14 protein-coding genes and 1 tRNA gene are annotated in these 14,328 nt (G+C 32.0%); 5 read left to right on the top strand and 10 right to left on the bottom strand.

The window, feature by feature from the left end:
• Window positions 1-76 precede the first annotated feature (76 nt).
• Entirely contained in the window at window positions 77-658 is a 582-nt protein-coding gene (locus ACFWTK_RS05070) for a GDSL-type esterase/lipase family protein (protein WP_415875008.1), read from the bottom strand.
• Between the two features lie 177 nt (window positions 659-835).
• Between ACFWTK_RS05070 and ACFWTK_RS05065 the strand changes: the two genes are divergently transcribed.
• Both ACFWTK_RS05065 and ACFWTK_RS05060 read left to right on the top strand, forming a co-directional pair.
• The gene (locus tag ACFWTK_RS05065; RefSeq protein ID WP_415875006.1) at window positions 836-1,123 is read left to right on the top strand and encodes a thiamine-binding protein; all 288 of its coding nucleotides are present in this window, start codon (window positions 836-838) and stop codon (window positions 1,121-1,123) included.
• Between the two features lie 78 nt (window positions 1,124-1,201).
• Window positions 1,202-3,001, top strand: a complete 1,800-nt coding sequence (locus ACFWTK_RS05060) for a heme NO-binding domain-containing protein (RefSeq protein WP_415875005.1) — start codon at window positions 1,202-1,204, stop codon at window positions 2,999-3,001.
• Between the two features lie 120 nt (window positions 3,002-3,121).
• On the opposite strand, the gene ACFWTK_RS05055 is transcribed toward ACFWTK_RS05060, so the two are convergent.
• Entirely contained in the window at window positions 3,122-4,012 is an 891-nt protein-coding gene (locus ACFWTK_RS05055) for a radical SAM protein (RefSeq protein ID WP_415875004.1), read from the bottom strand.
• A gap of 12 nt (window positions 4,013-4,024) precedes the next feature.
• Window positions 4,025-5,086: a YkvI family membrane protein gene (locus ACFWTK_RS05050; RefSeq protein WP_415875162.1), complete on the bottom strand. Its 1,062-nt coding sequence runs from the start codon at window positions 5,084-5,086 to the stop codon at window positions 4,025-4,027.
• Window positions 5,087-5,220: 134 nt separating this feature from the next.
• Between ACFWTK_RS05050 and ACFWTK_RS05045 the strand changes: the two genes are divergently transcribed.
• On the top strand, window positions 5,221-6,333 hold the full coding sequence (locus ACFWTK_RS05045; RefSeq protein WP_415875003.1) for a hypothetical protein: 1,113 nt from the start codon (window positions 5,221-5,223) through the stop codon (window positions 6,331-6,333).
• Window positions 6,334-6,449: 116 nt separating this feature from the next.
• Entirely contained in the window at window positions 6,450-7,403 is a 954-nt protein-coding gene (locus ACFWTK_RS05040) for a TIGR01212 family radical SAM protein (protein ID WP_415875002.1), read from the top strand.
• 30 nt (window positions 7,404-7,433) lie between these two features.
• Here ACFWTK_RS05040 and ACFWTK_RS05035 read toward each other — a convergent pair whose 3' ends face one another.
• The 3 genes from ACFWTK_RS05035 to ACFWTK_RS05025 are packed head-to-tail and all read right to left on the bottom strand — an operon-like array spanning window position 7,434 to window position 10,057.
• Window positions 7,434-8,090: an HAD family hydrolase gene (locus ACFWTK_RS05035; protein ID WP_415875001.1), complete on the bottom strand. Its 657-nt coding sequence runs from the start codon at window positions 8,088-8,090 to the stop codon at window positions 7,434-7,436.
• 46 nt (window positions 8,091-8,136) lie between these two features.
• Window positions 8,137-8,661, bottom strand: a complete 525-nt coding sequence (locus ACFWTK_RS05030) for a phosphatase PAP2 family protein (protein ID WP_415875000.1) — start codon at window positions 8,659-8,661, stop codon at window positions 8,137-8,139.
• Between the two features lie 49 nt (window positions 8,662-8,710).
• A complete protein-coding gene (locus ACFWTK_RS05025; RefSeq protein WP_415874999.1) occupies window positions 8,711-10,057 on the bottom strand; it encodes a [Fe-Fe] hydrogenase large subunit C-terminal domain-containing protein in 1,347 nt (448 codons plus the stop codon).
• A 159-nt stretch (window positions 10,058-10,216) separates the two neighbouring features.
• On the opposite strand from ACFWTK_RS05025, the gene ACFWTK_RS05020 reads away from it, so the two are divergent.
• The gene (locus tag ACFWTK_RS05020) at window positions 10,217-11,692 is read left to right on the top strand and encodes a protein adenylyltransferase SelO (protein ID WP_415874998.1); all 1,476 of its coding nucleotides are present in this window, start codon (window positions 10,217-10,219) and stop codon (window positions 11,690-11,692) included.
• Between the two features lie 82 nt (window positions 11,693-11,774).
• Here the strand turns inward: ACFWTK_RS05020 and ACFWTK_RS05015 are convergent.
• From ACFWTK_RS05015 to murC, 4 genes are all read right to left on the bottom strand, one after another.
• A tRNA-Pro gene (locus tag ACFWTK_RS05015) sits at window positions 11,775-11,850 on the bottom strand.
• Between the two features lie 66 nt (window positions 11,851-11,916).
• A complete protein-coding gene (locus ACFWTK_RS05010) occupies window positions 11,917-12,159 on the bottom strand; it encodes a hypothetical protein (RefSeq protein ID WP_415874997.1) in 243 nt (80 codons plus the stop codon).
• 98 nt (window positions 12,160-12,257) lie between these two features.
• Entirely contained in the window at window positions 12,258-12,575 is a 318-nt protein-coding gene (locus ACFWTK_RS05005; protein ID WP_415874996.1) for a hypothetical protein, read from the bottom strand.
• A 271-nt stretch (window positions 12,576-12,846) separates the two neighbouring features.
• Window positions 12,847-14,229: a UDP-N-acetylmuramate--L-alanine ligase gene (gene murC, locus ACFWTK_RS05000; protein WP_415874995.1), complete on the bottom strand. Its 1,383-nt coding sequence runs from the start codon at window positions 14,227-14,229 to the stop codon at window positions 12,847-12,849.
• Window positions 14,230-14,328 lie beyond the last annotated feature (99 nt).

Here is a 14,328-nt window from a genome sequence, read left to right as displayed (position 1 = left end):
ATAATACCATACAAAGTATGTAATAAAAACATATTTATAATCAATTTAGAAAATTAATACTAGATGCATATAAATTTTAAATTATAGAATTTAAAACCTCAAACACAGCTTCTGCCATAAGTTTATGCCCTCTAATATTTACGTGTATGCCATCTATGTATAATTCATGTAGAGTTTCCATATTAATCTGAGACTTTATTTTATTATAAAAATCTATGTATGGTATATTCATTTCCTTTGAAAAACTGATGCACCAATCTCTGTAGTATGAAAGTTTTTCGTTTACAATTTTATAATCTACTTCAGGAGCCCAGAGAGTCTCAGCCATAGAAGGAATCACTGGAGGCTGTATGCCTAGAGCCATATTTATATTATTATTCATTCCTTCCTCTATCATAGTCATTATGTTATCTTCTACCTTATTCAAATTAGAGCTCATTAAAAAGTCGTTTGTTCCACCCATTATAATTCCTATACCAGGTTTCTCCAAAACTACATCTTCATAGAATCTATACATCATACCAGCAGTGGTATCTCCTAACTTTCCTTTGTTTAGAAAGGTTATATTATATTTATTTTCACATAGTTGAGTCCACCTATTTGGGTTGTTAACCATATATCCATAAGTCAAACTATCTCCAATGCAAACTATTTTCATTACAAAACCTCCAAAATAAGTGTATAATAGAAATAAATAGAGCAACAAAATTTATGTCTAGTGGAGGAGAGGCACTTATATGATTTCACTTTCTACACTTCTCCACTTAAGAGAATTGTTGTACAATTTTCTTAAAGTTAGTATATCATATATAAGCATTTTTTGGAGGGACTTAAAATGAAAAATGTAAATGTAAGTATTCAGGTTTTGCCAGTAGTTGAGGAGGATAGAATATATCCTGTGGTTGATAAAGTAATAGAATACATAGATTCCTGTGGTGTTAAGTATGAAGTAGGACCTATGGAAACGACTATGGAGGGAGACCTTGACAAGCTTTTAGAAATTGTGAAGAAGGCTCAGGACATATGTGTTGAGGAGGGTGCTGCAAGAGTTATCTCAATAATAAAGATAGATTATAAGAAAGAAGGAGTTACAATGGAGGAGAAAACTTACAAGTACAGATAAAAAGGTTTATTTTTTAATATGATATCGTAAATTTAAGCATTGGTTTAATTTTATGTATTGATTTAGGAGGTAAAGATTATGAAAGGAACAGTGGTTGCTACATGGCTTAAAACTTGTAGAAAAATTTATGATGATGAAGTAGTAAATATGGCTATGGAGTCAGTTGGATGGAAACCAAGTAAAATATTTTTACCTGGAGAGAATGTTGAAGATGAGGAAATAAGAAGGGTAATTAGTTTTATATCAGATAAGAAAAATGTTTCAGTTAATGAGCTTTGGAGAACTATAGGAAAGGATAATATTTTATCTTTCTTTACTGATTTCCCTGCATTCTTTGAACATGAAAATTTGTATTCTTTCTTTAGATCCATGTTTGATATTCATGTGGAGATGGTTAAAAAGCTTCCAGGAGCTAAGCCGCCTATTTTAAATATAAAACCAATATCTAGTAGAAAAGCTGTATTTTCATATAATTCTAAAAGGGAGATGTATGATTACTTTTTAGGATTAATTGACGGAAGTGCAGAGTTTTTTAAGGAAAATATAGAAATAAAAGAAATTGAAAGATCTACGGGAAGCTTAAAAGTGGAAATCACTTTTGAAAATGATATATTTTTCAAAAGGACCTATAAGTTTAATAAGGCTTTATCGCTAGGATTTATTAAGGAGATGCCAGCCAAGGTTGGAATATATACTTTTTTAGTTTCTGCATTAGTTAATATACCTTTATTAGGGGTAAATAATATACTGAAATTTGTACTAGCGTCTATAGTTCCAGCAGTTGTTTCTAGCTTCATTGTATATATGTTAGTAAGACCTAAAAAGCTTATTGAAGAAGAAATAAGGAAAATCAATACAAATGATTATACAGAAGAAGGAGAAATTGAAACAGGAGACTTTTTTGAGGATTTGTATAATCTATTAAAGGAGCACAGAAAGATTATTAGAGCAAATTTTGTTGGTTTTAAGGGTGTAACCGATGAAATGAATACTTTTGTTAGAAATATAAATGTCATATCCAATTCTATGGAAAGAACTTCAGAAGATATATCATGTGTTGTGGAACAGGTGGCTAATGGTGCTGTAAGTCAGGCTGAAAATACACAAAATGCTGCATCCATACTAAATGGCAACATAGAAATATTAAAGGAAATCGTAGCCAGCGAAAACAAAAATAAAGAAGAACTTGAATATGCTATAGATAAAATTAATAATAGCTATAAGAATGTGGAAGATACTAGCAGAAACATAGTTGAATGTCTTAAAAAGTTCCAAGAAGTAAAGGATAAGGGAATAGAATTAGAGGAGAAGGCAAATAACATTAATAATATAGTTTCTATAGTATCTCAAATTTCAGAGCAGACTAACCTTTTATCACTAAATGCCTCTATTGAAGCAGCTCGTGCAGGAGAAGCAGGAAGAGGATTTTCTGTAGTTGCAGAAGAAGTAAGAAAGCTTGCAGAAGAAACTAAAGGGGCAGTAGAGGAAATTAACTCTAATTTAGCTCAATTTGTTAGTGAAATCAACATATTAGTGGACAAGATAGGAAGTCAATATGAGGTGCTAGAAGGAGAAACTACTAATCTTCAAAACGTTAGAGATATAAGTCTAGATGCTACTAAATCAATTCAAACTGTAGCAGCATCTATGATTAAAACCATAAACGAACTTGATAAGGAAGCTGATTCAATCACAGAAATCTATGATAACATAGAATCATTGTCAGCTATTGCTGAGGAAAATTCAGCGTCTTCAGAAGAAGTAAGTGCCAATGTTTCTAACTACACCAATGAAATTAAGAACCTTATTGAAGGTATATCAGAATTTAAAAAGCTTACTAAGGAATTTAAAGAGGATTTAAGCAAATATAAGATATAACATCTCCCGTGGGATTTGCACTTAGGAAAGCTCTACTGGGCAAAGAGATTAAAAGTCAGTGAAGAAGTGGAGGCGTCTATAGGCGCCTCCACTTTAAACTATTTTATGGTGTAAAATAGTTTAAATTCCTCTCAAGTCAAACTCAGGGATGAAGCTTTCTGAAGCTGTACCTTCTTCTTGAATAAAGGCATTTTTAATTCCTATGGATAGGCAGTATTCTATTAGTGCTTCGTAGTGTTTTTGATTTACGGGTTTGTTTATTTCAGGATAATTTAATACATTATGAGTTGGGGTGTATTGATTCATAATGCTTATATATACGGAATCTTTAAAGGTTTTGTATATATAATCTATTATTTTTTTTGAATCAAAAAGAAGTCCGGGAAGCATTAGATGTCGGATTATTACTCCTCTTTTCATTAAACCATTATGGTCGAATTTGGGTTCTCCTACTTGAGAGACCATAGCTTCTATAGCCTTAGAAGCTATTTTAAAGTAGTTAAGAGCGTTAGAGTATTTTATTGCATATTTATCTTTATAATATTTAAGGTCAGGAAGATATATGTCAACATAACCATTTAAAGCTTTTATAGTTTTCAAGGTTTCATAGCTGTTAGTATTATACACAATGGGAATGTTAAGTCCCTTTGATTTTGAAATTTTTAATGCTTCTATTATTTGAGGCACATAATGAGTAGGAGTTACTAAGTTTATGTTATGAGCACCTCTATTTTGCTGTTCTAAAAAAATTTCGCTGAGGCGTTCAACTGAAATTTCTTTTCCTACTCCATCACTGCTTATAGCATGATTCTGACAAAATACACACTTTAGATTACAGTTAGAAAAGAATACAGTTCCAGAGCCTTTGGTTCCTGAGATACAAGGCTCCTCCCAATAGTGAAGAGATACTCTTGCAATTCTTACCTTATCAGAAGAGTTGCAAAATCCAGTATTACCATTTAATCTATCTACATTGCAATTTCTATAGCATAAGTTACACCTTTCAAGCATACTTTCACACCCTTATTTTTTCTTATGTGGTTCATTAAATTTAAACATAATATATTGTATCATAAAAATTAAACTTATAGCGCCAAAGAAAGGATATACATGACGTATTAAATTAACAAAGCCAAAACGAGATACTAAAATATCAATAAGTAATATAATCACTACAGCTTTTTTATAGGATATATTAAAGACTTGCTGTAGTGTCTTACTTAAGCTGTATATATCAGACACCTCAGTTGAAAACATTTCAAGCCATATAATTACTAGAAGCATTACTTGAAGTACCACTCCAAATCTATGAGCTATGTAAAGTAAAGGAATATCATATTTATATATATTTGGAACATTTGAAAGCAGCATGAAGTTAATCATCATTCCCAAAGCAGTAAGCCCAATAGAACCTAAAATAAGTCCGCGTTTTAAAGCAGATTCATTTCTAACTTCAGAGCTTAAAGGTACAAGAACTCCGCTGCAAGCTAAGATATTAAAGCCTCCATATAAAAGACAGGATATAAACCAGTTGTTTTTAAATTTAGGAATTGTTTTTATGTAAGATATAGTGGCTATATCTCTAGATAATGTAATAAACAATATGAAAATGGTGGTAATTACAATCAATAAGCAGGGCACTATAAATGAATTTACTTCAATAAGGCCATCTGTATTTCTAAGTAAGGTAAACAAGCCTATACATGCCATTATAATAGTTCCTATAAATCTTGGCATATTAAAGTATTGGTGAAGCAGAGCACCGCTTCCAGCCAAAATTATGGAAGAGCTGCTTATTAAAAATACTCCTGTAATTATTCCGGTAACTTTTCCTAGAATGCCGGGACTTACTAATTTTATTAAATCGTTGTAAGATTTTAGATTATATTTTATGCTAGTATGTATAATATTAAATCCCATAAATATGTAGATTATCATACATATTAAAAGTCCCTTAAAACTCTTATGTCCATATCTTGTAAAAAACAAGGTTATTTCTTGTCCAGAAGCTAAACCTGCACCTACAATGGTGCCAATAAATACTGCACATAGTTGAAAGGTTAAACTCAAATTCTTTTTCAAGATAATACCTCCATCATATTAATAAAACTTTCTTTATAAATATATAAAGATTAATAAAAATAATGATTATATAAATTAAATTTTTATTTAGTGGAAAAATAAATATGAACTTTAATATGAAGATAGGTGATAAAAGCATGAAGAAGTATACAAGTTATATACTGGTTTTTGCTCTAATCCTTGGACTTGTAGGATGTACGGAGAAAAAAGCTGAAAATGTTAGAGAGAAGGATAGGTTTGATATTAAGGCTGCCAATAATATAGTAGAATCATATATAAAGAATATTGCATCAGAAAACTATGATAAGGCTAACGAACTATTGAGTGAAAAAATAAAAATTGATGTAAAGGATATAAAGCCAAATGATTTAAAAATAAGAGGATTTAGAACGGAAGAGATGACTGAAAGTGGAGGAGAAGGAACCTTTAGGTTAAACGTAGTTAAGGCAAATATGAATAAGCCAGAGACTCAAATAGTGGAATATAGATTTAAGGTTATAAAGGATGGAATAGACTATAAAATAGAGGAAATTAAAACTACTTTGCTCATGGAAGCTTTTCATAGCTTTGATGAAATAAGATTTAGGAAAAAAAGTGAATTAGGTACATTTTTGCTTACAGATATGGAAGGACTTCCTAAGTATGCTTATTCCAAAGATGATAGTGCTCAAATGAAAAGTCAGATAGTTCCAAAAAGTAGTTTTGGACCTATAGTCCTTGATTATACAGGAGATATAGTAGCTATATCAACTATTGGAAACGGCAGATATATAGGACTTTTAACTTTTGATGACTCCATGGAAACTCAAGGCCAAGGCGGCGGTGGAGGAGGTAGTGGTGTAGGAAACCCAAATAGCAGCGGTGCAGGTGGAGAGCAGAGGGATACTCAAAGTAGAAAAATGCCTAAGGAAAAGCCTATAGGAAAGCAAATAGTGTCCTGTGACATTATGGAGAATGCTGTCATTGAAAATATGATATTCTCTAAAGATGAAAAACTTTTAGCAGTTCAATACTCAAAGGATGGAAACAGATCTATTAGGGTGTATAACGTAGGAGATGGAGAACTCATAAAATTTAATTTTGAAGAAGAATATCCATTAAACAAAGTAAACATAGTTTTAAGAGGATTTGAGGAAGAAACTATGAAATATACTATAGTTCCTAAAGACAAGCAAAATGGTATTGAGAAATATGTTGGAAATTGGGAATTAGATCTTAAGGAATTTAAGGCAAAGAAGTCAGAATCATAAACTTGAAGGAAAAAGCCTATGGTGTATAATAGACTATAGGCTTTTTATAAGTGACTATGTTTCAAGAAATAATAGATTTTATGTAGTTATTTATTTTACTAGAAAAGGAGATTACAATGAGAAAAATATGGGGAGATAAAAGATATTATAGTTTAAATTATTTCCTGAGAGAAAAATTTGGAGAAAAAGTTTTTAAGATATCCCTTGATGCAGGTTTTTCATGTCCTAATAGGGATGGAACTATAAGTAAGGGTGGATGTATATATTGCAGTGCAAGAGGATCAGGAGATTTTGCAGGAGATAGAAACTTCTCTATAGATAGACAGTTTGATGATATAAAAGAAATGATGCAAAACAAATGGAAGAATGGAAAATATATAGCATATTTTCAAGCATATACAAACACCTATGCTCCTATAAAGGTTTTGAGGGAAAAGTATGAAGAAGCAGTAAATAAAGAAGGCGTTGTTGCTCTTGCCATAGCCACAAGGCCAGATTGTCTTAGCGATGAAGTTATAGATTTAATAAAGGAATTTAATGACAGGGTATATACTTGGGTAGAATTGGGTCTTCAAACTGCTAATGAGGATACAGCTAAAATCATAAATAGGGGATATAAGCTTTCTGTTTTTGAAGATGCAGTGAAAAGGCTTAGAAGCATAAATGTTGATGTTGTTGTTCATACTATTTTTGGACTTCCAGGAGAAGATAAAGAAGACATGCTAAATACCATAAAATATTTAAGTCATATGGATATACAAGGGGTAAAAATTCATTTACTTCACCTCCTTGAGGGTACACCTTTAGTTAAACTTTATGAAGAAGGAAAATTAAAGTTTTTAGAAAAAGATGAATATATAGACTTGGTGACGAAGGCAATTACTTTGCTTCCTCAGAATATAGTAATTCACAGATTAACAGGAGATGCTCCGAGAAATTTACTAATCGGTCCTATGTGGAGTTTAAAGAAATGGGAAGTTTTAAATGCTATAGATGATAAATTGAAAAATGAGGACTTATATCAGGGAATGAATTATGATAAAAATGAGGCTTGCACTTTAAAGGTGTAAGCCTCTCTTTTTCATGATATAAATTATGCTCTAAATAGCATCTTTCATTAGTTCATAATATTCATAGATATATTTATCTGCGGCAGTAAGTATTTCATTCTTTTGATAGTGTGAATATTCATCGTAGATACCCACAACTTTCATTCCTGCTGCTTTAGCGCCCATAACTGCAGGAAGTATGTCTTCAAAAACTATACATTCACTAGGAGATACATTAAGTTTTTTTGCAGTGAGCAGATATACATCTGGGAATTGTTTGCCCCTAGAAACTTCATCAGTTGTGGTTATTGCATCAAAGTATTCATATATACCATTAGTTTTTAGAGCAGTTTCTAAAAGGAGATGACAATTGCTAGTAGCTAGTCCGATTTTTATATTCATAGATTTTAGCATATCAAGAAATTTTTTTACTCCAGGTTTAAGTGGTACGTTATTTTTATATTCTTCAAACGCCATATTGTTCCACTCATCGCAAATCTCGTCTATGCTCTCTTTTAAGTTGAATGTTCTTTTGAAGTATGCTGCTGTTTCCTCAAAACTAAGGTGAGCAATTTCATCTTTTAGGTTTTTAGGACATTCTATATTGCGCATTTTTAAAAAATCTATATCTATTTTTGTCCATACCCACATTGAATCCACCAATGTTCCATCCATATCAAATATAGCAGCTTTTATATTATTCAGCATATCTAACTCCTTTTCCAATATTATAATTTAATATATATTATTATAATTATATAATATGAAAGATTATATAGGAAGTAGCACTTCCTATGAAAGTTCCAGCTAGCACGTCCGTAGGATAATGGACTCCTATATATATTCTTGAAATTCCAACACAAGAGGCTAAGAAAATTACTGCTGCAGCTACATTAGGATAGAATAAGGAAGTTGTAACAGCCATAGAAAAAGCAGCTGTAGTATGACCAGATGGAAAAGAATATTCATCTATTCCGATCTTTTTTATATTTAAATTACTAATTTTTATAAATGGTCTGATTCTATTTACAGATTCTTTTATTATTTTAGAAATAAAAGAACTTACTGATAGGGTAAATAAAACTTTTATACCTAATGAATGTATGGTCTTATTAGGACTGACTATAGCTATCAATGTAAATAGTACTGAGAAAATTGTAGAGCCTAGGTAAGTTATGGGAGTCATAATAAAGTCTAATACCTTACAGCTCATTGAATTATTTATAATTCTCAAAATAGCAACATCGTGTTTGTGAATTTTTTTTATCAGTTTATACAAAAGCAATTTCCCCCCTGTTTTTTCATATGCTTTTATTGTAGCATAAAGTTTAAAAATCCCTAAGAAAAATTTTAATTTTATCTTTATTTTTAAAGTCCTCTACAGAGTCCATGCCCATTCTTTTTAGAATATCCTTCATACGGTCGCTGTCTATGGATACAGATATATCTGAGTTATTAGCAAACTCATCTAATAATTTTCTGCCTTCCTGATGGGGAATGATTGCTTTAGGGCCACCAACACATCCTCCAACACAGCCCATTCCTTCGATAAAGTTAGCATTAATATTGCCATCTTTAAGCTTAGTTAAAATCTCACGACATTCTTTTACACCGTTGCCTTGAATTGCATTTAAATATTTTGATTTATCAGGGAATAGGTTTTTAATAGCTTCTGTTACAGCAATAGAAACTCCTCCAGTACGTCCGTAAAGTCTACCTTCTCTTGAAGCATATTCTGTGGAAAAGTCTTCTTCAAGTTCTTCTGGATGTATTTCTAAGGTGTCGAATATATCCTTTAGTTCTTGATAAGTTAATACATAGTCTATAATTCCTATAAGGTCTTTTTCTTTTGCTTCAGACTTTTTAGCTATACAAGGCCCTATAAATACGACTTTGCAGTTAGGATTTAATTCTTTTAAAACTTTTCCAGCTGCAATCATAGGAGAAACTGAAGGTGATACATGAGGCAAAAGCTCATGAAATAGTTTTTTTAGCATTCCTATCCACATAGGACAGCAACAGGAAGTTATCATAAAGTCATCAACTTTATTTACTAAATGATCAAACTCTATAGCCTCTTTTATGGTTAACATATCTGCAAAGAAGGCTACTTCTACCATGTCAGCAAATCCAAGCATTTTAAAAGCTGTTCTTAGCTGATTTATAGTTACATTTTCTCCAAACTGACCAATTATGGAAGGAGCTACTGCGGCTATTACCATGTTTTCCTTATTTAATAAATCCAATAATGGAATAAACTCAACTTTATCTAAGATGCTTCCTGTAGGACAAGCATCTACACAAAATCCACAGTCTGTACATCTGTCAAGGGATATATAAGTTTTGTTTGTATTTTTGTCAATTAATATAGCATCAAAAGGACAGGATTTTTGACACATAGTTTTCCCATTTTCGTCTGCACAATCCATGGAGCATTCTCTAACTTTATGAACTATTTTATGTCGTATTTCATAATTTGCAATAGCTTTTTTTAAGTTTTGAATAAAGTTATCGTCATAGTCTAAATCCACTCCGCATAGGAAAGAAATGGTCTTGCTTAAATATTCTTTATTAGCATCCTCTTTAGATAGCAGAGATGTTACCATATCTTCAAAAGTATCATCATAGTAAGCCTTAACTAAACTTTTAAACAACGTACCGTGTTGATTATTCATATAAAATTCCCCTTTTCTAAATCAAATTTTATTACACATGGTTATATTTATTTTTGACAACAAAAAAAGGATATATACTTATAATACAATTATACATGATTGAATTTAGGAAAGCACATACTAAAAAGGGTTTTAATATTTAAAAGAGAAGGGAATGCTATGATAGATACAAAAGTAACTAAAAAAACAGGGTGGAACTTTGATAACAGCTATGCTCGTCTGCCAAAATCTTTTTTTAGCGTTCTCGATCCAACACATGTAGCTTCGCCAAAGCTTATAATCCTCAATAAGCCTCTTGCTGCATCTCTTGGCTTGGACGTGCAGTCTTTAGAAAGTTATGAAGGTGTGGAAGTGTTTAGTGGAAACAAGATTCCAGAAGGTGCTTTGCCTATTGCTCAAGCATATGCAGGACATCAATTTGGATATTTTACCATGCTAGGAGATGGCAGGGCTTTATTGCTTGGAGAACAGATCACTTCAAAAGGAGAACGTTTTGATATTCAGCTCAAAGGTTCAGGCAAAACTCCATATTCTCGTGGAGGAGATGGGCGAGCAGTACTTGGACCTATGCTTCGTGAATATATTATTAGTGAGGCAATGCATGCTCTAGGCATTCCAACTACCCGCAGCTTAGCAGTGGTGACAACTGGAGAATGGGTAATGCGGGAAGAATTGCTGCCAGGGGCAATTTTAACTCGTGTAGCTACAAGTCATATCAGAGTAGGTACTTTCCAATATGTTTCCAATTGGGGAAGCGTTGAGGAGCTTAGAACTCTAGCTGATTACACAATAGAACGCCATTTTCCAGAAGCTAAAAATGCAGAGAATCCGTATTTGGCACTGCTTTATGAAGTAGTAAAACGTCAAGCATCACTGATTGCAAAGTGGCAGTTAGTTGGATTTATCCATGGAGTAATGAATACCGACAACATGTCTATTAGTGGAGAAACCATTGATTATGGCCCTTGTGCTTTTATGGACACTTATGATCCATCCACAGTATTCAGCTCTATTGACCGTTATGGGCGTTATGCCTATGGTAATCAACCACCAATTGCTGCATGGAATTTGACTCGGCTAGCTGAGGCTCTTTTGCCATTACTTCATGAGGATAAGGAGAAGGCTGTAGAATTGGCTGAAGAAGCTATCTCAGAATTTAATGATTTATATAATTGCAATTGGCTCTGGGGAATGAGAGCTAAACTAGGAATATTTAATGAAGAGAAAGAGGATGAATTACTCATTAATGAGCTTTTAAATATGATGCATAGGTATAATGCAGATTATACCAATACTTTTAAAGCATTGAGTTTTGATAAGAAAGAAAATACAGATTTATTTAACAGCGAGGAGTTTCATAAGTGGCATAAGAAGTGGGAAGAAAGATTGAAAAGGCAAAAGGGATGTAAAAATGATTTTTGCCACTTGATGAGAAAATCAAATCCAGCTGTAATTCCTCGTAATCACCGAGTAGAAGAGGCATTAGATGCTGCTGTAAAAAAGGAAGACTATGGTGTAATGGACAGACTTCTTAAGGTTCTTTCAAATCCTTATGCCTATTCACAAGAACAGGAGGAATATTCAAAACTGCCTCCATCATCAGATATACCTTATAGAACCTTTTGTGGAACGTAGAGTAGAATTATATGTAGGCTTCATCAGTTTAAAAAATAAATATAAATATAAAAAAGACCATGTTAAATTTAACATGGTCTTTTGGTCGGGGTAGCAGGGCTCGAACCCGCGGCCTCATGGTCCCAAACCACGCGCGCTACCATCTGCGCTATACCCCGTCGGCAAAATATATTATATAGTCTTGTCTTAAAAAAGTCAACCACAATTTTAAAATAATTTATTGCTTACAATAAAAGAGCCATTGATGTGGTTGAAGGGGATGTATAAGTTGCAGCCACATAGATATTACAAACAATGAATATAATCCATGTTATTATGAATAATACACAAAACTTAGATAACATGCTTGCTATAAAATCTAGTTTACGCACTTTCATAATTATAAACAACACTATGCAGGATCCTGTACCAACTAAACTAATTCCTAAGAAGATATTTAATATAATATGTATAATGTTATCAAACATAGAGATTCACCCTAACTTAATATAATAAAATATAATCTAATATAAATAAATTATATACTATAATATCATATTATGGTATATAATTTATTTACAAAAAATCATATCTTTTTTTCTTTATTATCCCCAGCGCCTCTAGTAGGAACCAGAGATATAATAAATCCAACTAAAATAGATACTAGAGCAGGAGCTATTACGTTTAAATATACTACATATCGTGTTTTATACAAAATCAGTGCGCTGATGCCGGTTATTAGGGCGCTAGCAATAAAAATATATATGACAAATTTAGCAAAGGAACTTAAGTACTTTTCATATATTCTATGACGAGTAGGTCCGCTTATTACGGCTCTGAATAAATAATATGAAACAATTATCAATATAATATCTGCTACAGCGGTAATTAAAAAATTTCTCATAAGATTTACTACCTCCTAATTAATATATCATTAATATTTTTGCCTAATTTTCATATTTTTACACTTATGATAGTGAATAAATACATAAAAAAGATATGCACCTTAAATATAGAGAAGATATGCACCTTAAATATAGAGAAGATATGCACCTTAAATATAGAGAAGATATCCACCTTGAATATAGAGAAGACATTCACACTATAAATAAAAAAAGACATGTTCTAAGACAAAATCTTAAAACATATCTTTAACTTGTATAATGTATTATAAACTATACTGCGTTACTTAAGAACATTTCTCCAACCTTATAAACATCTCCAGCTCCAATTGTAATCAACAAGTCCCCAGACTTTAATTCTTTCTTTAAAAACTTATTCATATCACTGAAACTGTGGAAGTTTTTGCAGTCAACACCTGTTTCTCTGATCTTGCTGCCTAAAATGTCTGAACTTACGATGCCTGTGTCTTTCTCCCTAGCTGCGTATATATCTGCAAGTAAAATAGTATCTGCGTTAGAGAAAGAAGTTGCAAACTCATTTAATAAACTTATTGTTCTAGAATAGGTATGAGGCTGGAATACACAGAAAATTCTCTTGTGAGGAAAATTCTTTGCTGCATTTAAGGTAGCCTTTATTTCTGTTGGATGGTGAGCGTAATCATCTATTACTGTAATTCCATTGGTTGAACCTTTTATTTCGAAACGTCTGTGAGTTCCATGGAAAGTAGAAAGTCCCTCTACAATAGATTCCTTATCTATATTTAAGCTTAGAGCAGCAGCAATGCTTGCTAAGGCATTAAGCACGTTATGCTCTCCAGGAACGTTTAGTTGAAGTTCAAATAGTTTTTCCTCACCCTTGTAAACATCAAATTTTGGACAGCCAGTTTCGCTGAATACTATATTTTTAGCTCTTATATCACCCTTAGAAAGTCCGAAGCTAAGAACTTTGCAATTAACTTCTTTTGATATAGATACAGCCTTTTCATCTTCTGCATTAACAACCAAAACTCCATCTTCAGGTATAAGCTTAGCAAACTTTTTAAAAGTATTTTGTATTTCTTCTATATCCTTATAAAAATCCAAGTGATCTGCTTCAATATTTAAAATCACACCTATATAAGGATAGAATTTTAAGAAAGATGCTTTATACTCACAAGCTTCAGTAATAAAGTATTCGCTGTTTCCAACTCTAACATTTCCATTAATAGCATCTAAATTTCCTCCAACTAAAATAGTAGGATCTAAATCAGCATTTAAAGTAATATGAGAAAGCATGGAAGTAGTAGTTGTTTTACCGTGAGTTCCTGATATAGCTACATTATATTTATGACCCTTCATTACGTGACCAAGAAATTCCGCTCTATCCATGATAGGGATGTTTAATTCCTTAGCTTTTAAAAGTTCAGGATTATCTTCTGGAATTGCAGCAGTATAAACTATTAAATCTACATCTTTAATATTATCTCTGTTATGCCCTATGTAGATTTCGGCACCCTTTGATTTTAGATGATCTGTTAAATCTGATTGACTTCTATCAGAACCTGATACTCTATAACCGCTATTTAAAAGTATTTCAGCAAGACCACTCATGCTAATTCCACCAATACCTATAAAATGTATCTTCTTGTTTGTATCCTTTAAAAAATCAAATGACAAATTAATCAACTCCTTAAATAGAAAAAGTAGTCCTACTTAATCATTATATACAACTTTTAAGAAAAACAATACAATATTATAGATATTAAAATAAAATTT

Origin of the sequence: Clostridium sp., assembly GCF_047777555.1 — a bacterium.
In the GTDB taxonomy this organism is placed as follows: domain Bacteria; phylum Bacillota; class Clostridia; order Clostridiales; family Clostridiaceae; genus Clostridium_H.
Note: the sequence above shows the minus strand (reverse complement) of the source record. Positions and strands in the feature narration are given on the sequence as shown.